We start from the raw sequence: 25,164 nt of genomic DNA, 5'->3' as shown, positions 1-25,164 counted from the left end.
GTGAGTGAGGCGTTGCGCACATGTTTGGGGGGCGCGATCAGGATCCGAACAACCTCTTGACCTTTTCCCACAGGCTGGGCGCGACATGGCCGTGCGGCTTCTCAGCGTCAATGGCCAAGGCGTTGACGAACACGACGAGATTGGTTGGCTCGAACTTCAAGCCGTGGAAATTGGCTCGCCAGCGACCCTGGTTGTCGATGACATGCGTCACGAGGCTGTGGATTTGATAGCCGTCCGGCGTCTTGTCGAACCGATGGCCGAACCGCTCCGCGAGGTCGCGTGTGGCATCCTCCGGCTGATCAGATCTGGTCGTCAGAAAGAGCCAGTTCGCGGAATCAAACCTGTGAGCCTGGCCGTAGTGGCGCAGAACGTCTGACGTATCCTTGCTCGGGTCCGTAGTGATGCTGATGAATTGGACTTGCGTCTTCATCGGCGACTGATTGATCAGGCCCTGAATCTCGGCGATCCGGTCGGCGTGCAACGGGCATATGTCAGGACAGCTGGCGTAAATGAAATGCAGGACGACCACCTTGCCGTGGAAATCCGCGAGACTGATCTTTCGCCCCTCCGCATCCCGAAGGGTGAAATCGGGCGCCGCCTTGTCGACAGCCTGGAAATACTTCTCCCGATCGCCCAGCATGCGCTCGAGATCCTTCAGGGAATGCGCCGAGACAGCCGGGGCAACCGCTGCCAAAGCGACCGCCAGAGTCAGGACCAATGGGATTTGCATTTCAGCCTCCATTTTGAACGCGCCCGCTGAAACACCGGGAGCGTCAGTTCAGCTCTCGTTATCCGGCGCTGTTGGTGCGCGCCTGCGCCACTGATCATTAGGCCGACCAGTGCTGCGGTTGTGCATCATGCTGCTGCAGTGATCCATCATCCCGCTCATCTGGCGCATCATCTTCGTGATGCCCATCGTGCCTCGAGCAGGATCGCCGTCCATCATGCGGTGACGGCTCGTCGAGCTGTCCTGCGCGTAAAGCGTCTGCGCAGCGATTGTCGCCACAACGATTGCGGCAGCGAGTGCGAGTGTAGGCCTGAGCTTCAGCATGAGTTTTTCTCCCTTCATTTAGCGACGAGTGCCTTCAGCCATCGAAGGCCGCGCGCGAGCAGTCCCGGCGTTGATTCGTGACGATCGTCGCTGCTGTGGGCAACCCGCTCGATTGAATCGACTTTCCTTGCGATGATCGACTTCAGGAATTCCGTTATCTCAGGCGCGTCCCATTCGTCCGGCCCGACGACGCGACCAATCTCTTGTCCGTTGCGATCGAGGATCAGCGTGGTCGGCAGTCCGACTGCATCGAGCCGCCGGACGGCCCGGCCAGACACATCGAGGTAGATCCGGAGATTCTTGATCTCGACTTCAGTGTAGAACTTCTTTACCGCGCCGATTCCGCCGCGATCAATCGAAACGGGCACCACCGCGAAATCATTGCTGCCCAAGATCGACTGCAGACGATCGAGAGCCGGCATTTCGCGCCGGCAGGGGACGCACCAGGTCGCCCAGATGTTGAGGACGATAACCTTCCCCGTGAACTCGGCAAGGCTCCGACTGGCTCCGGTTTCATCTTCGAACGTGATCGCCGGCACCGCCTTCGGTGCCGGATGCATGACAAAGTTCTTCGGCACCTCCTGCGCCGCTACGTGTTGGGCCAGTAAGGCGACCGCGGCCGCTGCGGTGAATCGGGTGACCGAACGTAGTGCGATGCGACCGACGCCGTTCATTGCTGTCACAGGCTCCTGATCATCGAGAGTTGAAATGTCCTCTCGGGGGTCATGTCATTTCGCTCGTGGCTGAAGGGATCCGATGACCAGCATCCCTTTCCTCATTCCGTGTAGTAGACCTTTGGCGGCGCGCCATCCTTGGTGACCGCGTAAATCGTGAAGGGGCCCGTGTTTGAAGCCGGTCATGCCTGGGGATCCCCACGGCATGCCGGGAAGGGTGATTCCGGCGATTGCCGGCCGCTCCGACAGCAGCTTCCGGATCGTGTTCACCGGGACATGTCCGTCGATCACGTAGCCATCGACGAACATGGTGTGGCAGCCCTGGAATTTTTCGGGCACACCGGCTTTGCTGCTGATCTCGGCGAGATCGTTGGTTGGCTTCACGTCGACCGTGAAGCCGTACCGCCGAAGGTATGCAGCATACCCCTCGCAGCAACTGCATTGCGGGTTCTTGTACAACATCGCCTGGATCGACTCGGCGAATGCCGGCAGTGGCAGCACCAGCGTCGCGAGTGTGGCGCCAAACCAGAAACTTCTTATGTTCATTTCATTCTCCTTCGCAGCGTGGAGTGTTCACGCAACGCGCAGCACCGTCATCATCCCGGACACCTGATGGTTGGTGACGTGGCAGTGCATCATCCAGTCGCCGGGATTGTCGGCCACGAAGGCGACCTCGACAGTATCCCTTGGCGGTACGAGAACGGTGTCGGCCCATCGCCGATGCGGAACCGCCGTTCCATTGCGGGTCAACACCCGAAAGCTGTAGCCGTGCAGGTGCATCGGATGCCACCAAGCCGTTTCATTGCGGATAGTCAGCACGTAGCTTCGGCCAAGCCGGAGCGTCAGCAGTGGTGGCATGTTCGCGTGGCCGTCGCCGGTCATGGATGTGCCGTTGATGGCCCAGCTCGCCCCGTGCGACATGCCTTGCATGCCGCCCATTCCCATCATGCCGCCGCCCATCATGCCGCCTTGCAATCGCAGTTCGTGGCGCTCGGCAGCGGCCAAATCCGGTTCCGGCAAAGGATTGCGCGGAAGGGAAGGCGAAGGTTCGAGATGATGCGCGCGGAGTGGCGGCTTGTCTTCGTAGACGAACTTTGCGAGCCAGTAGGAAAGCCCCTCGTAAAAATCGTCGATGACCCGGTAGCGCCGTCCCGGTTCGCCTTGCATGTCGATCACGAGATCGACGCGCATGGCCGGACCAAGCAGGATACGGCCGCGTTCGGGCTCGTGGGGATCGCAGGGCTGGCCGTCGATCGCCACGATCACCGGACGGTGACCCTCGAAACGGAGCGACATGATCCGTGCGAGCGAGGTGTTCACGAGACGCAGGCGTATGCGCTCGCCCGCGCGCATCGGCACTTCGTCTGGTACGGCCCCATTGAGAGTTACCGTGTTGCCGACGCGGCCGGACATCGCCGCCTCCATCGCATTGCCGAAGCCGGCTGCAATTTGCGCTTCTGATGTCAGGCGCCAGTCCGACAGCATCCAGACAAGGTCGCGATCAACGGATACCGCCGTCGGCTCCTCGACGATGAAGGCACCCGCCATACCCCGCCCGAGTTGCCGCAGACTGTCAGAATGCGGGTGGTACCAGAACGTCCCGGCATCGGGCGGCGTGAATTCGTATGTGAAGCTCTCGCCGGGCTTGATCGGCGGCTGCGTGAGACCAGGAACGCCGTCCATGGAATTCGGCACACGGATGCCGTGCCAATGGACAGTCGTCTCTTCCGGCAGATCGTTTCGAACGATGACGCGAACGCGCTCGCCCTGGCGCACCCGGATTTCTGGGCCGGGGACGCGATCCCCATAGCACCATACATCCGTACGCGGGTAAGGCGCGCCAACGATCGGTACCCGGCCGGCCGCTGCGGTGAGCTCGACCACGTTCGGTTCTGCCGGTGCAGCGCGTCCGGCACGCACCAACGAGGCCGATGCGGCGAGCGCGGTGCCGCCAATGAGGAGTGCGCGGCGATTGATCGACGGACCCGAATGAGAGTGCATTGCGAAAGCCGATCCTGTGCGTTGATCCGCGGCACGTGGCCATAAAGCCTACGTGCGTTCGATACGCTTGCGACGCTATCAGCGTCACGCGCGAGAGGATCACATCGCCGGGCCGGCGACGTGCCTCAACTCAGGATGGCAGGCCTGGGAGGGTAGGGATCGGGTGGAATTGTATGTCCGGCGGAAGTTGGTCCGGGCAAATCTTCCACCGTTTCGGCCGATGACGGCTCAAACAACGTTCCGATCAAGGGCAAGGCGGCAAAACTGCCGCAGTAGGCGGAGCATGCGGCTGCCGTCATTGCCTTCTGATCATCGCCGCAACCATCGCACTCGCCTGACATCGGCATGTCGGTGGCGGCAGCCATGACCATCTTCACGTCCGCATCCGCGGCCCGCAGGCCATGAGGGGCCAGCCCCACGATGAACGCGATGGCCAGCAACAGCGTCATGACGCGGCGGACCTTCTCCAACATACAATCAAAATAGCGATTGGCTGGGCCGAAAGCTAGGCCGATAGGACATCTATCAGAATGCCTGTTCCATCTCTGAGCCCTCGGCTCACGGGATCGTGACTGTGGCGCGCTCCAGCATAATCGGTGCGGTATCGGGCAGACGGGCGCTCGCGGAGGTGCGCGCCCTGGGTAAGTTGATCAGTTGGTCGCTTGTCATTTCTTCACTTTCGAATTGGCGGCGTTTCAGCTTCATACGGTCTATCAGTATGCAGCCGAGCCGACGTCAGGTACGGCATCGGCATCCAGGCGTCGGGAGAGTGCGACCACCGCGTCCGCGAACATCGAGGCGACGATGGCCCGATTTCCAATAAATTTCGCGACGTGGCCATCTTCGTCACTGGCGAACATTGAGCCAGTATGGATGCCGACCATTGCGTACCAAGGTCCATCTCGTACCAGCAAGGGAGCTCCAGATGAGCCATACCGTGCCTTGCAGTCGTGAATGAGTGCGTCCCAAACGAGGTCACGAATGGTGCACGCCGGATCGACGCTGAGAACCTCCGCGTCGCCGATATCGTTTGAGTAACTCGGCATTCGGATTTGCTGCTCGAGCGACTTCAGGCTTGCAACCGAGTAAAAGCTCAAGAGAAAGGGGTGGACGCCCACCGCGGCCCGATCAAGAACGAGAATCGCCCAATCTTGCGAGGCGTCGTGGACCGATTGTCGCCTGAAGCTTTGTATCGATCCGATGGTCCATACGGTCGCTTGAAAATCGCCAAGCGCGGTTTCCACCTGATAGCCTAACCGAAAAGACAAGTTGGACTGTTTGATCGAGCCATCTCTTTGAGTGACGCAGTGAGCTGCTGTGACGATGATCCTTGGATGGAGAACGATGGCGGCCGTGCAGCCCATCGTGCCCTTGAATTTCCCGACTGCTGCGTAGGGCGGCAACCGCGCATCGACAATACGACGGAGATCAACGTTGGTGACCTGAGGTGCCTCCTTTCCGGTGCGAGGGACTGATTGGGAATCGACGGCGCTTGGCGGGCCGGTGGTCGCGATGACTAGCGTAGCGGTTGCCAGAAGCGCCCAACTTCCGACGGCCATGAAAATTTGCGTAGCCTGCATCATGGTCCCCTCCCCGAAAATTAGGCAGCGCAATGCCTCCAAAAACGATGGCAGTTTCGGCTACCCGCCGATCCAAGCGACTGCGCTTTGAGGATCCCCGTCGTCAGCAGACCGGGAAGATTGAGGACCTCTGACGGGTCGCTCTCTGCCGGTTGCCGTCACACGCTCGAAATCAGGCACGTGACGGCACAGTGCGAGGCAGCCGCGACTGCGGCCACCTCAACTGAAGGCGGTGGGTCTGGGAGGATACGGGTCCGGAGGGCCGTGGTGATCTCGAATGTCCGGAATCGGCGAGGGAGCTATCACTCGCGGACCTATCAATCCAAGCACGCTCGCAGAGGGGAGGATGGCACTCGCCGCACCGCAGCAAAGGTCGCAAGCAGCATATGAGCCGCAGGCCTTCATCCAGCACTCATGGCAAGGTGCCACCATGTGCTTGGGGTTCGGACGACCGGCAGGTTTTACGAAACTGGCTGACGCTTCAATGCGGGCCTCAGTTGACACGCTAGCCCGTGCGGCCACCGGCAGAGTGAGTGCGGCGACCATCAACAGCAACGGAAACAACCGGGCCATCACGCGCATATTTGCAGGCTAACAGCGAACAATCCGCTTCGCAATCTCGCCAGGGAACGCCAGGTCGCGATCGAGATCGATCTGCCGGAGACGCCGGTCGCGATTGCGGGCGATCGCGAGGAACTGCTGCGGCTGTTCGAGAACCTGATCGAGAACGCGCTCAAATATGGCGCGTCCGGCGGGAGGGTGATCATCTCGCTGAGCCAGGTCGCCTCGGGAGAGGGCGCGCCCGAAGTGCGCGTCAAGGTCCGCGATTTCGGCCCGGGCATTGCGCCCGAACATCTGCCGCGGCTAACCGAACGCTTCTACCGGGTCGATGTCGGCGACAGCCGCGCGCCGGGCGGAACCCGGGCTCGGTTTATCCTTGGTGAAACATATTCTTAACCGCCATCGCGGCCGGTTGTTGATCGAAAGCGTGCCGAAAAACGGCGCCACCTTCACCGCCTGTTTTCCTCAGGCGAAACCCCCGACAGCGGCGTAAATACGAGCGATTTCAATCGCTTGGATATGTCATCCAAGTGTCATCGAACCTTCGTAAAAGCTCTATCGACCGCGCCTACACGGGCGGCATGAGCGCGATCGGGCGCAACGGCGCTTCGCTCAGGATATGGAGATCAACCATGAATTTCGTCAGGACAATCGTCGCCGCCGGCCTGGTCGCCGCGTCGACCTCGGCCTTTGCGGCCGACATTACCGGCGCGGGCGCCACCTTCCCGTTCCCGCTCTATTCGAAGTGGGCCGATGCCTACAAGAAGGAGACCGGTAACGGCCTGAACTACCAATCGATCGGCTCCGGCGCCGGCATCAAGCAGATCGTGGCCAAGACCGTGACCTTCGGCGCCAGCGACATGCCGCTCAAGCCGGAGCAACTCGACAAGGAAGGCATGATCCAGTGGCCGCAGGCGATGGGCGCCCTGGTGCCGGTCGTCAATCTCGAAGGCATCAAGCCGGGTGAACTGGTGTTCTCGGGCGAGCTGCTCGGCGACATCTATCTCGGCAAGATCAAGAAGTGGGACGATCCCGCGATCGCCAAGCTCAATCCCAAAGTGAAGCTGCCGAGCGAGGCCATCACCGTTGTGCGCCGCTCCGATGGATCGGGCACGACCTTCATCTGGACCGACTATCTCTCCAAGACGAATGCCGAATGGAAGGCCAAAGCTGGCTCCGGCACCGCCGTGGAATGGCCGACCGGCGTCGGCGCCAAGGGTAATGAAGGCGTCGCCGGCAACGTCAGCCAGACCAAGAACTCGATCGGTTACGTCGAGTACGCCTATGCCAAGCAGAACAAGCTGACCTATGGCGCGGTCATCAACAAGGCCGGCAAGACCGTGCAGCCGACCATCGGTGCGTTCCAGGCCGCAGCCGCCAACGCTGACTGGGCCGGTGCCAAGAACTACTTCGTGATTCTGACCGACCAGCCCGGTGAGGCCTCGTGGCCGATCACCGGCGCGACCTTCATCCTGATGCACCGGGAGCCCGCGGACAAGGCGGCTTCGGCTGAGGCCATCAAGTTCTTCAAGTGGGCGTTCGAGAAGGGCGACAAGATGGCTGAAGAACTCGACTACATTCCGATGCCGGACTCGGTCGTCAAGATGATCGAAAAGACCTGGTCGTCGGACATCAAGAGCTGATGACTCTTGTCCCGGACGCGGCGCAGCGTGCAACGCTGCGCCGCAGAGCCGGGACCCACGCGTAACCAAGAGCGCGTCACCCAACAAGTTCGGCCCCGGCCTAGCAGCGCACCGCTACCGCGCTGCATCCGGGACACGAGACGGATCAAACAAGATCAAGTAGAAGTGCAGGGGACCAGCGTGGCAGAAATGGCGGTTGAAAGCGACGTAATGGAAGCTGCCGGACCCTATGACCGCGCCCGGGCCCTTGGCGCTTTCAAGTTTGGCGATGTCACCTTCTACTGGATCACGCGCGCCTGCGCGATCTCGGTGCTCCTCATCCTCGGCGGCATCATCCTTTCGCTGATCATCGGCGCCTGGCCCGCGATCCGGGAGTACGGCGCAGCATTCCTGTGGACGCAGCGCTGGGCGCCGTCGGCCGATCCGCCGGTGCTGGGTGCGCTCGGCCCGGTCTACGGCACGCTGGTCACCTCCGTGATCGCGATGATGATCGCCATTCCCGTCGGCCTCGGCATTGCGGTGTTCCTTACCGAGATCTGCCCGCTCTGGCTGCGTCGTCCGATCGGCCTTGCCATCGAACTGCTCGCCGGCATTCCGTCGATCATCTACGGCATGTGGGGCTTCTTCGTGCTGGGGCCGTTCCTGGCCAACAACTTCCAGCCGTTCATGATCAGCGTGTTCGATGGCGTCCCGGTGCTCGGCACGATCTTCGCAGGTCCCCCTTCCTATCTCAGCCTGTTCAATGCGTCGCTGATCCTGGCGATTATGGTGCTTCCCTTCATCACCGCGATCTCGGTCGACGTCTTCAAGACGGTGCCGCCGGTTTTGAAGGAGGCGGCCTACGGCGTCGGCTGCACCACCTGGGAAGTCGTCCGCAACGTCGTGATCCCCTATACCCGGGTCGGCGTGATCGGCGGCATCATGCTGGCGCTCGGCCGCGCGCTCGGCGAGACCATGGCGGTCACCTTCATCATCGGCAATTCGTTCAAGATCCAGTCCTCGATCTTCGCGCCCGGCACCACGATCTCTGCTGCCATCGCTTCCGAATTCGCCGAGAGCGACGGCCTGCACCAATCCGGCCTGATCCTGCTCGGTCTATTGCTCTTCGTTCTGACGTTCTTCGTTCTTGCTGCCGCAAGGCTGATGCTGATGCGGCTGGAACAGAAAGCGGGGAACTGAGATCATGAACCCGATTTACGTATCTCGCCGCCGTAACAACGTCATTGTCAAGTACCTGTGCCTGGGCGCCGCGCTGTTCGGCGTGACCTGGCTGGCGCTGATCCTGTTCACGCTGTTCTTCAATGGCCTTGCCGGCATCAATTTCGCTGTCTTCACCCAAGATACGCCGCCGCCCGGATCGACCGATGGCGGCCTGCGCAACGCCATCATCGGCTCCATCATCATGACCATGATCGGGGTCGGCATTGGCGCGCCGCTCGGCCTGTTCGCCGGTACCTACCTCGCCGAATACGGCAAGCACGACAAGCTCACCTCGGTGATCCGTTTCATCAACGACATCCTGTTGAGCGCGCCCTCGATCATCATCGGCCTGTTCATCTACGGCGCCATCGTGGTGCCGATGGGCGGCTTCTCGGCCTTTGCCGGCTGCCTCGCGCTCGCCGTGATCGTGATCCCCGTGGTGGTCCGTACCACCGAGGACATGCTGGGGCTGGTACCCAATCCTTTGCGGGAAGCGGCGTCCGCGCTCGGCATGCCGCGCTCGCTGGTGATCCGGCGGATCGCCTATCGCGCCGCGCGCGCTGGCCTGATCACCGGCGTCCTGCTCGCGACCGCCCGGGTCGCCGGCGAAACCGCGCCGCTCTTGTTCACCGCGCTCTCCAACCAGTTCTTCAGCCTGGATCTGACCAAGACCATGGCGAACCTGCCGGTCACCATCAACAACTTCGTCCAGAGCCCCTATGCCTATTGGAAGCAACTCGCCTGGGCCGGTGCCCTGTTGATCACCCTCACCGTATTGGCCCTGAACATTGGCGCTCGCATTCTTGGCGCCGAGAGGATATCCAAATGACCGAACTCTCCGTATCCGTGAGTAACGCGAGCGGCCCAGTTCCGCAGGTGGCGCTGCCCGAGGCCGCACCCAAGGTGACCGCCCGCGGCCTGAACTTTTACTATGGCGAGCACCATGCGCTGAAGGACATCAACCTGACGCTCGGCACCCATCGCGTCACTGCCTTCATCGGCCCGTCCGGCTGCGGCAAATCCACCTTGCTGCGGATATTCAACCGGATGTACGATCTCTATCCGGGTCAGCGCGCCACCGGCCAGCTCTTGCTCGACCAGACCAACGTCCTCGACCCCAAGCTCGACCTCAATCTGCTGCGGGCCCGCGTTGGAATGGTGTTCCAGAAGCCGACGCCGTTCCCGATGACGATCTACGAGAACATTGCCTTCGGCATCCGCCTCTACGAGAAGGTCTCGAAGTCGGAGATGGACGACCGGGTCGAGAGGGCGCTGCGCGGCGGCGCCCTCTGGAACGAGGTCAAGGACAAGTTGAACGCCAGTGGCCTGTCGCTGTCCGGCGGTCAGCAGCAGCGGCTCTGCATCGCGCGCACGGTAGCGGTGCGGCCCGAGGTGATTCTGTTCGACGAACCTTGCTCGGCGCTGGATCCGATCTCGACCGCCAAGATCGAGGAACTGATCCAGGAACTGGCGGAGGATTACACGATCGCCATCGTCACCCATAATATGCAGCAGGCGGCGCGCGTCTCGGACAAGACCGCCTTCATGTATCTCGGCGAGCTGGTCGAATTCGACGATACCAACAAGATTTTCACCTCGCCGCGCGATCGACGTACCCAGGACTACATCACCGGCCGGTTCGGCTGAGCATGATCCGGAAAAGCGGGGACCGTTTTTTCGAACAGATCATGCTCAACAAGAAAACGAAATCATGATCCGTCCGATCGGATCATGATTTGAGGAGATAGAAGATGGCTTCCGAACATACCGCCAAGGCGTTTGACAGCGACCTCCAGGAATTGACGCGTCTGGTCGCCGAGATGGGCGGCCTTGCCGAACGCATGATCACCGAATCCGTCGACGCGCTGGTCCGCCGCGACGTCGCGCTCGGCAAGCACGTCGTCGCCACCGACCTCGAGATCGACCGCCTGCAGCATCTGATCGAGGAGCGCGCGGTGCTGACCATCGCCCGCCGCCAGCCGATGGCGATCGATCTGCGCGAGATCGTCGGCTCGATGCGGGTTGCCACCGACCTGGAGCGAATCGGCGACCTCGCCAAGAACATGGGCAAGCGCGTCGCGGCGCTGGAGAACGATTTCCAGCCGCTGAAACTGATGCGCGGCCTCGAGCACATGACGGATCTGGTGCAGTCGCAGGTCAAGTCGGTGCTGGACGCCTATGCCGCGCACGACCTGCCGGCGGCGATGGCGGTGTGGAAGGGCGACGAGGAAGTCGACGCCATCTGCACCTCGCTGTTCCGCGAACTCCTCACATACATGATGGAGGATCCGCGCAACATCTCGTTCTGCATCCACCTGATGTTTTGCGCCAAGAACATCGAGCGGATCGGCGACCACGCCACCAACATCGCCGAAACCGTGTTCTACATGATCGAGGGTCAGCAGATGCTCGACAAGCGCCCGAAGGGCGACATGACGAATTTTGCCACGACCGTACCCAATACTTGACAAAGCGTTTTCAAGCGAAGTGGAGACCGGTTCGCGTGAAGAAGATGCGTCAAACAGTAGAGGCAAGAGCAGGATGAGCGCGCGCATAATGGTGGTCGAGGATGAGGAAGCGCTGACCACGCTGTTGCGCTACAACCTCGACGCTGAAGGTTATGAGGTCGAAACTGTCGGCCGCGGCGACGACGCCGATACGCGGCTGAAGGAGCGCGTACCCGATCTCGTCGTGCTCGACTGGATGCTGCCGGGGCTCTCCGGCATCGAGTTGTGCCGCCGCTTGAGGGCACGCCCCGAGACCAAGCAATTGCCGATCATCATGCTGACCGCGCGCGGCGAGGAGAGCGAGCGCGTGCGGGGGCTGGCAACCGGCGCCGACGATTACATCGTCAAGCCGTTCTCGGTGCCAGAGCTGCTGGCGCGGGTGAAGGGCCTGTTGCGGCGGGCAAGCCCCGAGCGGCTCGCTACCGTGCTGACCTATGGCGACATTGAACTGGATCGCGAAAAGCGCCGCGTCGCGCGCTCGGGCCGCCAGATTGATCTCGGCCCGACCGAGTATCGCCTGCTGGAGTTTTTCCTCGAGCATCCCGGCCGCGTCTTCAGCCGCGAGCAGTTGCTCGACAGCGTCTGGGGCCGCGACATCTATATCGACGAGCGCACCGTCGACGTCCACATCGGCCGGCTGCGCAAACTGCTCAACCCCGGCCGCGAGCAGGATCCGATCCGCACCGTCCGCGGCGCAGGCTACGCGCTGGATGACCGGTTTGCGAAGGTGGAGCCGTAGCTGCTCCGCCGCTATCTCCGCAAACTCCACCGTCGTCCCCGCGAACGCGCGCGAACGTGGGGCCCCCATAACCACAAATCTCATTGTTGAAATGCGCTGGAGTTCCAGCGAGGCATAACCACAGACTCCCGTGGTTATGGGTCCCTGCGTTCGTTCGCAGGGACTACATCGTTGCGATAACCGCGCGCCCTTACCTCGTCTGCTTCGGCTGCTGCCTCCGCCGATCGGCGGCGGGCTGGTAGGCGATGCGCGAGTGGTGGGCGCAATAGGGCAGGCCCGTGAGCGCCTTGCCGCCGCAGAAGAAGAATTCCGGGCTCGAGGGATCGCCGACCGGCCAGTGGCAGGTGGCCTCGTTCAGCTCGAGCAGCGACAGCCGCTGGCTCATCGGCACGACGTTGTCGAAGGCGATCGGATCCGGCTCCATCTCGACTTCGAAGGCGTGCGCCAGCGCGGTGTTGCCGCGCGAGACCGGGCGCGACACCCGCATCATCGGCTGGGCGGGGCGTGCCTTGCGCTGCCGCGGGGCGGCCGAGGAGGGGCTCTTGGCACGGCCGGAAAGGCCCAGCCGGTGCACTTTGCCGATCACGGCGTTTCGCGTCACATTTCCAAGTTCCGCGGCGATCTGGCTCGCCGACAGTCCGGCTTCCCAGAGCTTCTTAAGCTGTTCGACGCGATCGTCGGACCAGGTCAAAACCGTCATCGTACTCTTCCCTTGCATCGCGCCGGCCAATCGGGGGCAGCGCTGGCGAGTCATTCGTCTCAAAAATCCCTGCGGTCAGAATCCCTTAGCCCTCGCCGGACGCGTTAACCGCGCCGAACGTTTACGCCTGCACAAAAGGACTCTAAGGGATCAGAACTGCCGCACGAGATGTCGTACCCGACAGCCCAAAGGCTACAATATGGCGTGACTCGGGCGCAAGAGTCCGGGCCCGAACGTCCACATGTTCTGACATCTAGGCATTTCACTGCGTGTTTTCCACCACACCGCAATCTTACGGTTTTCAGCATCTTGCACTGCAGGAAAGGCGGCTCCGTAGCGTGTTGACAGCGCCCCGCGCCCACATAGAATGCCTCTCACGTGCCGCCCTTAAGAGGCGGCACGTTTCGTTTTCGCAAGACCGGCTGCTGCCGCGTTCGCCCGCGGCAGGTCTCAAAGGCAGGTCTCAAACTTCAGTGATTGCCATGACCAATAGCGCCACGTCGCATCTGCTCCCCGTCTTCGCCAGGGTCGATCTCGGCTTTGAACGCGGCGAGGGCTGCTGGCTGACCGCCACCAATGGCGAGCGCTATTTGGACTTTACCTCGGGCGTCGCGGTGAATGCGCTCGGTCACTGCCATCCGCACCTGATCGCGGCGCTGCAGGAGCAGTCGACCAAACTCTGGCATATGTCGAACCTGTTCAACTCGCCCGATGGCGAGAAGCTCGCCGCGCGGCTCTGCGAGCAGAGCTTTGCCGACCTCGTGTTCTTCTGCAATTCCGGCGCCGAGGCGATGGAAGGCGTGATCAAGGTCGTGCGCCGCTATCAGTTCTCCAAGGGCCATCCCGAGCGCTATCGTCTCGTCACCTTCGAGGGCGCATTCCATGGCCGCACCCTGGGCACGCTCGCAGCAACCGGCTCCGCCAAATATCTCGAAGGCTTTGGGCCGCCGATGGACGGTTTCGACCAGGTGCCGCATGGCGATCTCGAAGCGGTCAAGAAAGCGATCGGCCCGCAGACCGCGGGCATCCTGATCGAGCCGGTGCAGGGCGAGGGCGGCGTGCGCTCCGCGCCGCAGTCTTTCTTCAAGGCGCTGCGCCAGCTCTGCGACGAGAAGGGCCTGTTGCTCGCGTTCGACGAGGTGCAGACCGGCATGGGCCGCACCGGCGATCTCTTTGCCTATAAGCGCGTCGGCGTGACACCGGATGTGATGTCGCTGGCCAAAGCGTTGGGCGGCGGTTTCCCGATCGGCGCGGTGCTGGCGACGGCGGAAGCCGCAAGCGGCATGACGCCGGGCTCGCACGGCTCGACCTTCGGCGGCAATCCGCTGGCGATCGCTGCGGCGAATGCCGTGCTCGACGTGATGCTGAAGCCCGGCTTCTTCGATCACGTGCAGAAGATGTCGCTGCTGTTGAAACAGAAACTGGCCTCCGTCGTCGATCGCTATCCCGCAGTGCTGTCGGAAGTGCGCGGCGAGGGGCTTCTGGTCGGCGTCAAGGCTGTGGTGCCGTCGGGCGATCTCGTCAACGCATTGCGCGACGAGAAATTGCTCACCGTCGGCGCCGGCGACAATGTGGTGCGGTTCCTGGCGCCGCTGATCGTCACCGAGGCCGAGATCGAGGAATCCGTGCAAAGGTTGGAGCGCGCCTGTGTCGCGCTGTCCGCTGGCCAGTTGAAGAAGGCGGCGGGATGATGAGCAAGTCCGTCCGTCACTTCCTCGACATCAACGAACTGCCGTTAGATGAATTGCGCAGCATGCTGGCCTTGAGCGCCACCATGAAGGCGAAGCTGAAAGCGCATGAGAAGGGCAAGAAGCCGCTCGAAGGCAAGACGCTGGCGATGATCTTCGAACGTCCCTCGACCCGCACCCGGGTGTCGTTCGACGTCGGCATGCGCCAGCTCGGCGGCGAATCCATCATGCTGACCGGTGCCGAGATGCAGCTCGGCCGCGGCGAGACCATCGCCGACACCGCGCGCGTGCTGTCGCGCTATGTCGATGCGATCATGATCCGCATCCTCAACCATGACGCGCTCTTGGAATTGGCCGCGCACGCCACCGTGCCCGTGATCAACGGCCTGACGCGGCGCTCGCATCCCTGCCAGGTGATGGCCGACCTGATGACCTTCGAGGAGCATCGCGGGCCGATCGAGGGCAGGACCGTGGCCTGGACCGGCGACGACAACAACGTGCTGGCCTCGTGGGCGCATGCAGCCGAGCGTTTCAAGTTCAAGCTCAATGTCGCGACCCCGCCGCAGCTTGCGCCGAACAAGGCGATGAAGGACTGGATCAAGGCGACGCAGGCGCCGATCGTGCTCGGCACCGATCCCGAAGCCGCGGTGCGCGGCGCCGATTGCGTCGTTACCGACACCTGGGTCTCGATGGGCGACAAGGACGGCGAACATCGCCACAATGTGCTGAAGCCCTATCAGGTCAATGCGAAGCTGATGTCGCTGGCCAAGCCGGGCGCGATCTTCATGCACTGCCTTCCCGCCCATCGCGGCGAGGAGGTCACCGATGAAGTGATCGACGGCGCGCAGTCGGTCGTGTTCGACGAAGCCGAAAATCGCCTGCATGCGCAGAAAGGCATTCTGGCCTGGTGTTTTGACACGGCGGGGTAACTCTCTCCGTCGTCCCTGCGAAAGCAGGACCCATACGCCGCGGCCCCACAATTAAAGGCAGTGGTTGACGCCTTGCCTTACGCACAACGCCCTGTGGTTACGGGACCCTGCGTTCGCAGGGACGACGCGTGGAGATGGTTTCGCCGGCTCGTCAACCCCTTTTGTTTTGCATTCCGAGCCCCCAGATAAGGCGCCATGGATTCACAATCAGACGTCAAAATCACGACCGAGGCGCCGATCCGCGCGCCCTCGTCCGTTCCCGTCGATGATGCGGTGCTGCCGTTCGAGGTCGCCTCGCTCGATCTGCGCGGACGGCTGACTCGGCTCGGCCCCGCGCTCGACGACATCCTGACCAAGCACGATTATCCGGCGCCGGTCGGAAAACTGCTTGGCGAAGCGATCGTGCTGGCGACGCTGCTTGGCTCGGCGCTAAAATTCGACGGCCGTTTCATTTTGCAGACGCAGACCGATGGTCCGGTGTCGTTTCTGATCGTGGATTTCCAGTCGCCGGATCGGCTCCGCGCGTATGCGCGCTACGACGCAAGGCGGCTGAAGGACGGGCAGGATTCAGGCGCCCTGCTCGGCAAAGGCCACCTCGCGATGACCATCGATCAGGGCGCGGACATGAGCCGCTACCAGGGACTGGTTGCGCTCGACGGCGGCAGCCTCGAGGATGCCGCGCATGAGTATTTCCTGCGCTCCGAGCAGATCCCGACCCGCGTGCGGCTTGCGGTCGGCGAGGAATGGCGCGGTGGCGACGGCGGCAAGCATCGCTGGCGCGCCGGTGGCATGCTGCTGCAATTCCTGCCGCGGGCGCCCGAACGGGCGCGGCAGGCCGACCTGCATCCGGGCGACGCGCCGGAAGGCGCGGTGACGCATCAGGTGGCGGAAGACGACGCATGGGTGGAAGGCCAGTCGCTGATCGGCACCGTCGAGGATGTCGAACTGATCGATCCCGATCTGTCGGGCGAGCGCCTGCTGTATCGCCTGTTTCACGAGCGCGGCGTGCGCGTGTTCTCGCCGCTCTCCTTGCGCGCACAATGCTCCTGCTCGCGCGAGGCGGTCTCCGCGATGCTGAAAAGCTTTGCGCCGAAGGACCGCGCCGAGATGGTCAAGGACGATAAGGTGGTGGTGACCTGCGAGTTCTGCTCCTCGGTCTACCAGTTCACCCCGCACGAAGCGGGCGTGGAGTAGGAAGCTCGCTTGGCCAGTCGGCTCAACCCAGCCGGAGAAATTCCGGCGGCAGGGGCGGGCGCACAAGACCGCCTAAGTCCAGGGTCTCGGCGCTTTCCATGATGTCCGAGAACAGCACCTCGACATAGGGATGCTGGCGGTTATGAGCGGCGCCCCGTTGGTATTTCGCTTTCACGATCCGCTCAATCGCCGCAAGATTGCGCCTGCCCAATGCGTTGTACTGATCGCGGAACAGACTCCGCCGTCCTCCCCGGTGCTCGATGGATTCGACCCAGACGTCCATCACCTTGCGGCCCATGAACGCCTCGACCCGTTCAGTTCCGTCGCGCGCGAAAAGCCGCAGCCCATCCATGTTGTGCGGGCCGTCATCGATGCCGAATTTTGTCAGTGACATGTTTTTACGTGACATGGGGTATCCTCCAGTTGCCGAAATTGGTTCACCTCGGCAGTCCGTCGGGGACTGCGCCTCCCTCATCGTCCCATCGCGACAGAGCCGCGGCGCGCGATTTCGCGTCGCGATGCGCATCCTCCGTCGAAGCCGTTCTGGGCCGGCATGGTTCTTATGCTTGTGCAGATTACGCGTTACTCTTTGAATCAGGCGAGCGCAGCCACTGGCTCATGTGCGCGCCAGTTTCCGCCTGCTCAGCCCGCCTTAGAATCGCCTCGCGCACGACACCAGGGGGAAGCGATTTAGCTTCATCGCGCAGCCGCGTCGCATGTTCAATTAGCCGCTCTTCAAGAGGCTGCGTCTGTGTGAAACGGTGTCGGTACTGTGTGGAACGGTGTCGTCGTTTCTGCATCGCACTGCGCCCTCTTTCGAGTAAGGCGGGAGCGCAACTGTCTCTCAGTCACCGATAGATGCCACGTAGGGGGCGGCGATGATATGAAGATGGGTATCCTGTCCGTCGAATATAAGAGCGCTAGTGCATACAGTCTGAGTTTAATTCGAGGACTTGGACATCTGCCGAGATCCGCTAGCGGTTAATCCGCGCCAACATCGTTCTTGTTTGGCAGAGGAAGTCACGGCGCTAAGCGTCTAACTTGGGAACGATTGAGCATCCTGTTACTTGAATACCCAAATATCTTAGAGGAATCCGATGAACATACTGCCAGTTGATCGCGCGCTGAATATTTATGGGGCCCTCGCCGACCGCTCCGAGTTGGAAGGAGTGCGGGAGCGACTGTCCAAGCATCTTATGAAAAGGTATATCGAAGGAGAGCGAGACGAGCACCGTCTGACCGTGGAAGGCCTATCATATTTGCGAACCCTTTATCGCGAACTGGATTCTCGAAAATAGAGATGAGCCGTTTGCTCTTCGCGCTGTTTCTTGAGTGATCGGCGAGGACTTATCTCTGCTTTCGCAGCGCGCACGGCGTCATTCCTATTTGTTTGTTTCGGATTGTTGAAGTGTTGCAATGTCCTCCTGCTGTGGGCATTAGAGGATAGGCTTTATGGGGATCATGGGGTCGTTTGATTGAGGGCGACCGGATGCCATACCCCCTTGGCATCCGATGAATGACGGCCTCAGTGCGCGCCCGTGCTGGAGGCCTTCTGATATCAGCTTCTAGCGCGGAGTCCGCAAACCGGGCGATGCCAGCCATTCATCGATATGCGAGGCGATCTCCACCAGTCGCGCCTTGCGAAGGGTGTCCTCACGTTTGGGACCGGGTCGCACCGCTGGCACGTTATTCGTTGCGGGCATATCCATTGGCGGCAGGGTCTCCAACGCCAGAAGATCGCGCAACGGCGGTTCAGGTTGGTTATGCTGGATAGGCCGCATATGGCTCTCCTGTTAGTAGGCGGGAGCTCGCAGCACACTAGGTCACGATACCCGCCAGAGGCGGCGGTGATCGGAACTAGATATCCTTTGAGCCCGGTCGTCGAGTCAATTCGTGTCAGTTGAACGAACGTAAGCACGATTTGGCTTTCGCAAATCCGAATAAAGGCCTACGCCGCCGCCGAAGTCAGAGAAGCCGTCGGCGCGTCGAATGTGTAGACGAACCCGGTTGGCGCATAGGTCAGTTGCACCTCGCCCCGGAGCTGCCTGCCGAGTGTCTCGATCAGCCGTGTCCCAAAGCTACGCTGTTTGGGCGGGCGGACTGCCGCACCATTCTTCTCGGTCCATGTGAGGTGGAGGCGCTGCGCCTGTCCATCCAGCGTCCAGCTAATGTCAACTCGTCCTTGCGGGACCGACAGGGCACCAAACTTCGTGGTGTTGGTGCAAAGCTCGTTCAGTGTCATCGCGATCGCAATGACGGCACCAGACGTCATCCGGATATCGGGTCCCGAAATCGAGAACTTCGGCTCGTCGGGATTATCGAAGGCTTGGGTAGCGCTGCGGACGATCGTGCCAAGGTTCGCGCTGGTCCATCTTGCCTGCAAAAGCAGATCGTGCGCACGCCCGAGCGCCAGCAGCCGGCCCTCGATGGCGTGCTGCGCATGCCTGGCTTCGGGTAAATCGCGCAGACTCTGCGACACGATGGCGCCAACGGTTGCCAGCGTATTCTTGATGCGGTGGTGCAACTCCTCGAGGATCAGCTTCTGCAGCTTGTCGGACGCCTCGCGCTCCCTGGCGTCGATGCCCGCCGTGGCAAGCAAGCTTCGTGCATTGATCTCGGCTTGCGCGAGCAGAAGCCGCAGGCTGACATTTTCTGCCGCGAGTTCGTCCTGGTATGGCGTTGCGCTGCTTGCGGGGCGTGAGTCCGTACGGAGATCGGCTTCGGACATCGTTGATCGTATCATCATGAGTTGGATTCCGCACTGATCTTCGGGGACTGGGTCATCACGCTTTGGACGGTATTCGGCGTGACAAGCACCGGTGACTCACGCGTAGCCGATCATGTCGCGCATTTCGGCTATTACTTCCCCGGCATTGAGCGGCTTGCCAAGGAACCTGCTACGGGGAGGAAGATCGAGGTGCGGCAGGTCCAATTGCCCCGATACCACGATGATCCCAATGGTCGGCCAACGATCATGCACGGCATGCGCAAGTCCGACGCCATCCATTTGGCCTGGCATCTGGATGTCGGTGCACATCAGCACGACGTCGGATCGGGATTCCAGGATGGCGACGGCTTCGGCGGCGTCCAGCGCCTCCAGTGGCGTGTATCCGGCGTCTTCCACCATGTCGACCGCGCGCATGCGGAGCACCATCTCGTCCTCGACAATGAGGACGACCGCGGGAACGCATGAATGATCAAGTACCATCATAAACGCGCTCGCGGGCAACGGCCGTCGATCGGGACAGGCGTTTGATGTAGGACAAGCGGCTCGCTGCCCATATGATCTCCCGCTGGTTTAACAATCACACAGTGGAGACAAGCCGCCCTCATGTGGCCGGCGCGCCGCGCTTGCCGCAGAGCAGTTCGTGAATCTCGAAGGCATTTCGAAGGACGATTGCTTTGTGAATTGCCTCGGTGCGCTCATCCCCCGGCGACATCTCGCGAGCTTCGTCCATGGCGATCATCGCCCTGGCATCCAGATCACGCGCAAGCGCCGATTGGGTTTGTTTGGTCGGAGATAACCCGCCGTGCAGTGAAGCCGGACTCCGCTCGATCACCATTGAATAATCATCGCAGCGGCGACCAGCAGCACAAGAAAGATCGGCATCAGTACCGAGGGTATCAGCCACTCACGAAAATTGATCTCGTGGAATTTTGGCATATGATCGCCCTTTGGGTTGAGGGCGGGAGCGCAACGCTCTCAGTCACCGATAACAGCCCGAGGCGCGCGGTGATATCGTAGATATAGTGACTATCTGCGGATTAGCGAGAAAAATCGCAGTTTGTTTTGCGCGTTGGCCCTGACAAGGCTTGTAATGCGGCATTGAGTAGCCACTTCAATGCCAGCGCCGTCATATTACTTCAGCATCGCTGGCAGTGCGAAGCTTAACCACGGCAACTCTTGTCAACAACATTGACCAATTGCGCGCCGCTTTGGTGTGCGCTTAGTCGGCAAGGTCGACCCGTGGCTATCGAGTGGGGTCTCGACCTCGGCCGCGCGAAAGCTGGCGGAGTCCGTGGTTCGTTGGCCGAGAATCTGGCGGTGCCCATCCATGATTGAGTTTCCAAATCATAGTCGTTCATATGATCAAACGCGGCGAGCCGTGCGTTTTTGGGGGCACGATAGCGCGCTGGAAACGACATTTTTTATAGACGAGGACGCGTTGAGGCGCATTCAACCAGATGCTCATCTCGACGAGGCCGGTTTCCTGAAAGCGTTCGATTGCAATCGTGATGCGATATGCGCGGCGGCTGCGAAGGTTTACGTCCGTGGAAGCCGGGGATCTTACGATCTGGTCGCTGCAGATTTTCGCAAATGAACGTTTGATCTGATCAGCGGAGGCGACGTCGCAGTCCGGGCGCAGGTGCTGGCTTGTTGCGATAGACGCCGCAAGCGACCTCCTCTTGGAGGCTGTCATGGATATGAATACAGCGCCGACCTTACTGGCCTGCGGAGCATTTTTCGTCCCCTCGTTCGTTACGATCTGGGCCGTTTGGTTCGTGGAGCGGCTACGGGGAGCAAGCGCTCCTTACGTGTGAGGTCAGGTTGCGAGCAGCATGTCGGAGCGCGGGCTCGATACCGCTGACTCCGCCCATTGAACGGTCCGAGAAAAAAGCCGCGGATCCCTCCGCGGCTTCGTTCGTATTCAGGCGTTTGTCGGCTGCCTCAGTAGCGGTCGGTGCCGATTCCGACGCTGACGCCAGGCGCGCGGATGCCTATGCCGCTTCCTTCCCTGTAACCGCGACGCTCGATATAGCGCTCGCGGCGTGGAGCATATCCATATGTATCGCTGTGCTCGCGGATGATGACACGGCGCTGACCTCGCTCACGCCAGCACTGGCCTGCCTCATTGCAAACCATGCGGACGTTTTGAATGTTGCTTTCCGGTACGATTGATAGATCGGCCGAAAGCGGCGCAGCGGAAGCCGCCGTCACGAGAAGCGCACTTGCTCCGGCCGTCAGATAGATCGCGAGATTTTTCATAATGTCTCTTTTCCAAAGTAACTATGTCGGGAGACAATAAGCTGGCAGGGCGATGGTTCCTGCCGTCGGACATCAATCGTCACTAATCGCATGTGATGAGGTCCCGTCGATGATGAAAAGCTTTGCGCCGAAGGACCGTGCTGAAATGGTTAGGAACGACAAGGTGGTGGTGACCTGCGAGTTCTGCTTCTCGGTCGACCAGTTCACCCCGCACGAAGCGGGCGTGGAGGAGTAGGGCCGTAGGCGATTCCGTAGGGTCGGCAAAGGAGCGTTAGCGAGGTGCCCACCATCGATCATCGATCGCGCGGTTAGACGGTGGTGGTGAGCACGCTTCGCTCTGCCCACCCTACGGGGCAAATCACTTCTGATTTTCAGAAATCGTGTCAAGCCCGGAAATCAAAAATAATCCGCTTTCGTTCTCACCCAAATCAGTCGCATAACTCCGCTCGTCTCATTGCAGATGAGGGGCGCTCGCGATCGTCACGAACGTGCGGTGAGATGCGATGGACGCAGATGGCGCGCTAGGCGTACGCGCCGGAAGCGTACGGCGAAGTCGTGCGGTTCGGGCGCCGCGGTGCTGGCGTTAAGTTGGCGGTTGCGCGTCGATCCTATCGGATCGAGCGCGGTGTCCCGCTGACGACGGAGGCAAAAGAGCCGTTCTCCGCGGAGAGCACGAAGTAAGCCGTAAAGCCATTGCGCAGGGAAGGCCGGGATGCTCCCGCCGAACCTGTATGCTCGTGTGCGTTTCTTTTATGCGCAATGGCACACGAGACCGCGGGTGCGGCGCGCACCCGGTCTTCCTTGCGCCCTCTAAATGAGAGGGCGGGACAAGAATGCAAACCTCGGGCGAGATGCGTCGCGAGAATGCTGCCTCATATTCAGTTGTCATCGTCCGCCAACGGGTCGCGCGAATGCGCGCCAGATGACAGGCTCCGGCGGACGATCCAGTATCTCAGAGACGCTAGTGATTGAACTGATAAGCTGCAGTGTACTGGATGCCCCGCCTACGCGGGGCATGACAGTCGGTGATGACAAGCGCGAGCGCTCGTCAATTCAACACCCGCTTATTATCCGGGCTGTCCAGCGAGAATGTCGGCACGTCGATCTCGAAACGCTCGCCGCTTTCGCTGACCATCTGATAGCGCCCGGTCATGAAGCCCGACGCGGTCGGCAGCGGTACGCCAGAGGTATATTCGAAGCGCTCGCCCGGCGCCAAAACAGGCTGCTCGCCGACCACGCCCTCGCCGCGGACTTCCTGCTTGCGGCCGGTGGCGTCGGTGATGATCCAGTGCCGGGTACGAAGCTGCACGGTCTCGGCGCCGGTATTGGTGATGACGATGGTGTAGGACCAGAAATACTGGCCCTTGTCGACCGACGAGCGCTCGGGAAGGAAGTTCGGCTCGACGGTGACTTCGATCTGGCGGGTGACGGCGCGGTACATGCGGGCAAGCTTCCGGAAATCCTGTGTCGCATCATAGCCGGGAATGCCGGTGGAACCAATCTCCGCTGCGCCGGATTGCCGCTTGCTTCATCGCGGTTTCAACATAGTTCCGTTCTAGAGCGCAGCCGCGCTGCCCGGCCTCGGACCTTCCGCTTGCGTATCCCTTGCGTATCTGGTGTGCAAGTTGCGGGCCGGTATTGCCTTTTCCGGACAATGCAAGCGTAGAAGCTCAACTGCCCAAACGGTGCCAGATGTCGTCCATTGCCGATCCAGTCGCCGGAACTTCTCGCAGCGATGCCAAGGCCGGCGATGCCAAGGCCGCAGCAGCATCTTCCGTGCCGGCGATTGCATTGCCTGTGGCTGGCGAGCGCGAATTGCGGCTCGACCTGTTTCGCGGCATGGCGCTGTGGCTGATCTTCATCGACCATCTCCCGACCAACATCCTGACCTGGTTCACGATCCGCAACTACGGATTTTCCGACGCCACCGAGATCTTCATCTTCATCTCCGGATACACGGCCGCCTTCGTCTACGGCCGCGCGATGCTCGAGGCCGGCTTCGTGGTGGCGACCGCGCGCATCATGCGGCGCGTGTGGCAGATCTACGTCGCCCATGTGTTCCTGTTCACGATCTTCCTGGCGGAAATATCCTACGTCGCCACCCGTTTCGAGAACCCGCTCTACAGCGAGGAAATGGGCATCATGGATTTCCTCAAGCAGCCTGACGTTACGATCGTCCAGGCGCTGCTGCTGAGATTTCGGCCTGTCAACATGGACGTGCTGCCGCTCTACATCGTGCTGATGCTGTTTCTGCCGATCATCCTGTGGCTGATGAAGTGGCGGGCCGACGTCACGCTGGGACTATCGATGCTGCTCTACGCGCTGACCTGGCACTTCGACTGGTATCTCACGGCCTATCCGAGCGGCTTCTGGATATTCAATCCGTTCTGCTGGCAGTTGCTGTTCGTGTTCGGTGCCTGGTGTGCGCTGGGCGGTGCGCAGCGCATGTCGCGCATCCTGTCGTCGCCGGTGACGCTGTGGATTTGCGTTGCCTATCTGCTGGCGGCGTTCTTCGTGACCCTCACCTGGCACATTCCGCAACTCAGCTTCCTGATGCCCAAGCGGATCGAACAGTGGATGTACCCGATCACCAAGACGGATCTGGACGTGCTGCGGTTTGCCCATTTCCTGGCGCTGGCCGCGCTCACCGTGCGCTTCCTGCCCAAGGATTGGTCGGGCCTCAAATCGCGCTGGCTGCGACCATTGATACTGTGTGGCCAGCACTCGCTTGAGATATTCTGTCTCGGCGTCTTCCTGGCCTTTGCGGGACACTTCGTGCTGGCCGAAGTCGGTGGGGGTGCCCTTACGCACGCCCTGGTCAGTCTTGCCGGTATCCTCATCATGTGGGGCATGGCGTGGGTGATTTCGTGGTACAAGCATTCGGCCGACAAGGGAGCCTCGAAAACGAAAAATACGGCAATCAACGCCGATATGACCGGAGGAAGCGCATGAGACCCGGCTCGGGATCTGTGCTGGTCCTGACGCTGCTTGCGGGCCTTGCAGCGGCCGGGTTGGCTCGCGCCCAGGATGCCGCCCCCCAGGCTTGCGAAGTTCCCCCTTACCTCCTCTCCACCGAGAGCACGCTTCCGAAGGTGGCCGAGGCCGTCAAGAACGCCCGGCCGCTGACTGTCCTGGTGGTGGGGAGCCGCTCATCGACCATCTTGTCCTCGGAAAACAGCGCCTATCCGGCCAGGCTGCAGGCAGCGCTGAAGGAGAAGCTGCCCTCCACCCCAATCAACCTCTCCGTAGAACTACAGACCGGCAAAACCGCCGAGGAGGTGGATGTCGGCCTCATTAAGCTGGTGGAAGCGAAACGGCCTACTTTGGTCATCTGGCAGACGGGAACCGTCGATGCTATGCGATCCGTCGATCCCGACGATTTTCGTGGCGCCGTCGACGAGGGCGTTGCTGCGCTGCAAAATGCCGGAGCCGACGTGGTTTTGGTCAATCTGCAATACAGCCCGCGCACGGAAACGATGATTTCGGCGCCGCCATATCTAGATAATATGCGCGTGGTGGCGCAGCAGCATAATGTTCCGCTGTTCGATCGGTTCGCCATCATGCGCCACTGGAACGACGCCGGAGATTTCGATCTGTTCAGTACCTTTCATGGCACCGACATGGCCAAGAGGGTTCATGCCTGCCTCGGCCGCGCGCTGTCGAAATTCGTACTCGATGCGGCCCGCCTCGATCAGGCGCAGCAGAATTAG

Annotated in this window: 27 protein-coding genes and 3 pseudogenes; 14 read left to right on the top strand and 16 right to left on the bottom strand. The window is 61.3% G+C overall.

Features of this window, described 5'->3' with window-relative positions:
• Nucleotides 1-37 precede the first annotated feature (37 nt).
• From CQ13_RS01400 to CQ13_RS01370, 8 genes and pseudogenes are all read right to left on the bottom strand, one after another.
• Complete coding sequence (locus tag CQ13_RS01400; RefSeq protein WP_057841414.1) at nt 38-730, bottom strand: SCO family protein; 693 nt, start codon at nt 728-730, stop codon at nt 38-40.
• Nucleotides 731-778: 48 nt separating this feature from the next.
• Nucleotides 779-1,051: a hypothetical protein gene (locus tag CQ13_RS01395; RefSeq protein WP_156433429.1), complete on the bottom strand. Its 273-nt coding sequence runs from the start codon at nt 1,049-1,051 to the stop codon at nt 779-781.
• A 14-nt stretch (nt 1,052-1,065) separates the two neighbouring features.
• Nucleotides 1,066-1,725 (bottom strand): TlpA family protein disulfide reductase, encoded by a 660-nt coding sequence (locus CQ13_RS01390; protein ID WP_063800016.1) that lies wholly within the window; start codon nt 1,723-1,725, stop codon nt 1,066-1,068.
• A gap of 101 nt (nt 1,726-1,826) precedes the next feature.
• Nucleotides 1,827-2,271, bottom strand: a pseudogene (locus tag CQ13_RS01385) (DUF411 domain-containing protein).
• 27 nt (nt 2,272-2,298) lie between these two features.
• On the bottom strand, nt 2,299-3,726 hold the full coding sequence (locus CQ13_RS01380) for a multicopper oxidase family protein (protein ID WP_057841219.1): 1,428 nt from the start codon (nt 3,724-3,726) through the stop codon (nt 2,299-2,301).
• Between the two features lie 125 nt (nt 3,727-3,851).
• Nucleotides 3,852-4,175, bottom strand: coding sequence for a hypothetical protein (locus tag CQ13_RS01375; RefSeq protein ID WP_156433428.1), 324 nt, complete (start codon nt 4,173-4,175; stop codon nt 3,852-3,854).
• 109 nt (nt 4,176-4,284) lie between these two features.
• Nucleotides 4,285-4,431, bottom strand: coding sequence for a hypothetical protein (locus CQ13_RS42405; protein ID WP_156433427.1), 147 nt, complete (start codon nt 4,429-4,431; stop codon nt 4,285-4,287).
• Between the two features lie 8 nt (nt 4,432-4,439).
• Nucleotides 4,440-5,309, bottom strand: a complete 870-nt coding sequence (locus CQ13_RS01370) for a trypsin-like serine peptidase (protein WP_156433426.1) — start codon at nt 5,307-5,309, stop codon at nt 4,440-4,442.
• 606 nt (nt 5,310-5,915) lie between these two features.
• Here CQ13_RS01370 and CQ13_RS40350 point away from each other — a divergent pair.
• From CQ13_RS40350 to phoB, 7 genes and pseudogenes are all read left to right on the top strand, one after another.
• A pseudogene (locus CQ13_RS40350) lies at nt 5,916-6,360 on the top strand (sensor histidine kinase); the annotation flags it as partial.
• A 139-nt stretch (nt 6,361-6,499) separates the two neighbouring features.
• The gene (gene pstS, locus CQ13_RS01355) at nt 6,500-7,510 is read left to right on the top strand and encodes a phosphate ABC transporter substrate-binding protein PstS (RefSeq protein ID WP_057841413.1); all 1,011 of its coding nucleotides are present in this window, start codon (nt 6,500-6,502) and stop codon (nt 7,508-7,510) included.
• Between the two features lie 180 nt (nt 7,511-7,690).
• On the top strand, nt 7,691-8,689 hold the full coding sequence (pstC, locus tag CQ13_RS01350) for a phosphate ABC transporter permease subunit PstC (protein ID WP_156433425.1): 999 nt from the start codon (nt 7,691-7,693) through the stop codon (nt 8,687-8,689).
• A 4-nt stretch (nt 8,690-8,693) separates the two neighbouring features.
• Nucleotides 8,694-9,539: a phosphate ABC transporter permease PstA gene (gene pstA / locus CQ13_RS01345; protein ID WP_057841213.1), complete on the top strand. Its 846-nt coding sequence runs from the start codon at nt 8,694-8,696 to the stop codon at nt 9,537-9,539.
• The gene (pstB, locus tag CQ13_RS01340; RefSeq protein ID WP_057841212.1) at nt 9,536-10,357 is read left to right on the top strand and encodes a phosphate ABC transporter ATP-binding protein PstB; all 822 of its coding nucleotides are present in this window, start codon (nt 9,536-9,538) and stop codon (nt 10,355-10,357) included. The genes pstA and pstB overlap by 4 nt, the downstream gene beginning before the upstream one ends.
• A gap of 104 nt (nt 10,358-10,461) precedes the next feature.
• A complete protein-coding gene (phoU, locus tag CQ13_RS01335) occupies nt 10,462-11,178 on the top strand; it encodes a phosphate signaling complex protein PhoU (protein ID WP_057841211.1) in 717 nt (238 codons plus the stop codon).
• A gap of 73 nt (nt 11,179-11,251) precedes the next feature.
• Entirely contained in the window at nt 11,252-11,956 is a 705-nt protein-coding gene (phoB, locus tag CQ13_RS01330) for a phosphate regulon transcriptional regulator PhoB (protein WP_028351834.1), read from the top strand.
• A gap of 190 nt (nt 11,957-12,146) precedes the next feature.
• On the opposite strand, the gene CQ13_RS01325 is transcribed toward phoB, so the two are convergent.
• On the bottom strand, nt 12,147-12,656 hold the full coding sequence (locus CQ13_RS01325) for a GcrA family cell cycle regulator (protein WP_028351833.1): 510 nt from the start codon (nt 12,654-12,656) through the stop codon (nt 12,147-12,149).
• A 482-nt stretch (nt 12,657-13,138) separates the two neighbouring features.
• On the opposite strand from CQ13_RS01325, the gene CQ13_RS01320 reads away from it, so the two are divergent.
• The 3 genes from CQ13_RS01320 to CQ13_RS01310 all read left to right on the top strand — a co-directional run bounded on the left by CQ13_RS01320 (nt 13,139) and on the right by CQ13_RS01310 (nt 16,467).
• Nucleotides 13,139-14,347: an aspartate aminotransferase family protein gene (locus CQ13_RS01320; protein WP_057841210.1), complete on the top strand. Its 1,209-nt coding sequence runs from the start codon at nt 13,139-13,141 to the stop codon at nt 14,345-14,347.
• Complete coding sequence (gene argF / locus CQ13_RS01315) at nt 14,347-15,273, top strand: ornithine carbamoyltransferase (protein WP_057841412.1); 927 nt, start codon at nt 14,347-14,349, stop codon at nt 15,271-15,273. Before CQ13_RS01320 ends, argF begins: the two co-directional genes overlap by 1 nt.
• A 195-nt stretch (nt 15,274-15,468) precedes the next feature.
• Nucleotides 15,469-16,467, top strand: coding sequence for an Hsp33 family molecular chaperone (locus tag CQ13_RS01310; RefSeq protein ID WP_057841209.1), 999 nt, complete (start codon nt 15,469-15,471; stop codon nt 16,465-16,467).
• A gap of 22 nt (nt 16,468-16,489) precedes the next feature.
• Here the strand turns inward: CQ13_RS01310 and CQ13_RS01305 are convergent, their stop codons facing one another.
• The 5 genes from CQ13_RS01305 to CQ13_RS01290 form a co-directional block, all read right to left on the bottom strand.
• On the bottom strand, nt 16,490-16,861 hold the full coding sequence (locus CQ13_RS01305; RefSeq protein WP_156433448.1) for a signal transduction histidine kinase: 372 nt from the start codon (nt 16,859-16,861) through the stop codon (nt 16,490-16,492).
• 1,171 nt (nt 16,862-18,032) lie between these two features.
• Complete coding sequence (locus CQ13_RS42400) at nt 18,033-18,248, bottom strand: hypothetical protein (RefSeq protein WP_156433423.1); 216 nt, start codon at nt 18,246-18,248, stop codon at nt 18,033-18,035.
• A gap of 167 nt (nt 18,249-18,415) precedes the next feature.
• Nucleotides 18,416-19,195, bottom strand: coding sequence for a sensor histidine kinase (locus CQ13_RS01300; RefSeq protein WP_057841207.1), 780 nt, complete (start codon nt 19,193-19,195; stop codon nt 18,416-18,418).
• A 96-nt stretch (nt 19,196-19,291) separates the two neighbouring features.
• Nucleotides 19,292-19,678 carry a response regulator gene (locus tag CQ13_RS01295; protein WP_430649640.1) on the bottom strand — a complete coding sequence of 129 codons (387 nt, stop codon included), beginning with the start codon at nt 19,676-19,678 and terminating at the stop codon, nt 19,292-19,294.
• Between the two features lie 118 nt (nt 19,679-19,796).
• Nucleotides 19,797-20,099 (bottom strand): hypothetical protein, encoded by a 303-nt coding sequence (locus tag CQ13_RS01290; protein WP_245308976.1) that lies wholly within the window; start codon nt 20,097-20,099, stop codon nt 19,797-19,799.
• 423 nt (nt 20,100-20,522) lie between these two features.
• Between CQ13_RS01290 and CQ13_RS40340 the strand changes: the two genes are divergently transcribed.
• Nucleotides 20,523-20,789: a DUF1488 family protein gene (locus tag CQ13_RS40340; protein ID WP_082637253.1), complete on the top strand. Its 267-nt coding sequence runs from the start codon at nt 20,523-20,525 to the stop codon at nt 20,787-20,789.
• A 347-nt stretch (nt 20,790-21,136) separates the two neighbouring features.
• Here the strand turns inward: CQ13_RS40340 and CQ13_RS01280 are convergent, their stop codons facing one another.
• Nucleotides 21,137-21,454, bottom strand: coding sequence for a hypothetical protein (locus tag CQ13_RS01280; protein WP_057841204.1), 318 nt, complete (start codon nt 21,452-21,454; stop codon nt 21,137-21,139).
• A 94-nt stretch (nt 21,455-21,548) separates the two neighbouring features.
• Between CQ13_RS01280 and CQ13_RS40335 the strand changes: the two are divergent.
• A pseudogene (locus CQ13_RS40335) lies at nt 21,549-21,689 on the top strand (Hsp33 family molecular chaperone); the annotation flags it as partial.
• An 813-nt stretch (nt 21,690-22,502) separates the two neighbouring features.
• Here the strand turns inward: CQ13_RS40335 and apaG are convergent.
• Complete coding sequence (apaG, locus tag CQ13_RS01275) at nt 22,503-22,895, bottom strand: Co2+/Mg2+ efflux protein ApaG (protein WP_028351829.1); 393 nt, start codon at nt 22,893-22,895, stop codon at nt 22,503-22,505.
• 251 nt (nt 22,896-23,146) lie between these two features.
• Here apaG and CQ13_RS01270 point away from each other — a divergent pair, with 251 nt between their 5' ends.
• On the top strand, nt 23,147-24,406 hold the full coding sequence (locus CQ13_RS01270) for an OpgC domain-containing protein (protein ID WP_057841203.1): 1,260 nt from the start codon (nt 23,147-23,149) through the stop codon (nt 24,404-24,406).
• Nucleotides 24,403-25,164 carry an SGNH/GDSL hydrolase family protein gene (locus CQ13_RS01265; protein ID WP_057841202.1) on the top strand — a complete coding sequence of 254 codons (762 nt, stop codon included), beginning with the start codon at nt 24,403-24,405 and terminating at the stop codon, nt 25,162-25,164. The genes CQ13_RS01270 and CQ13_RS01265 overlap by 4 nt, the downstream gene beginning before the upstream one ends.

Origin of the sequence: Bradyrhizobium retamae (assembly GCF_001440415.1) — a bacterium.
Classification (GTDB): domain Bacteria; phylum Pseudomonadota; class Alphaproteobacteria; order Rhizobiales; family Xanthobacteraceae; genus Bradyrhizobium; species Bradyrhizobium retamae.
Note: the sequence above shows the minus strand (reverse complement) of the source record. Positions and strands in the feature narration are given on the sequence as shown.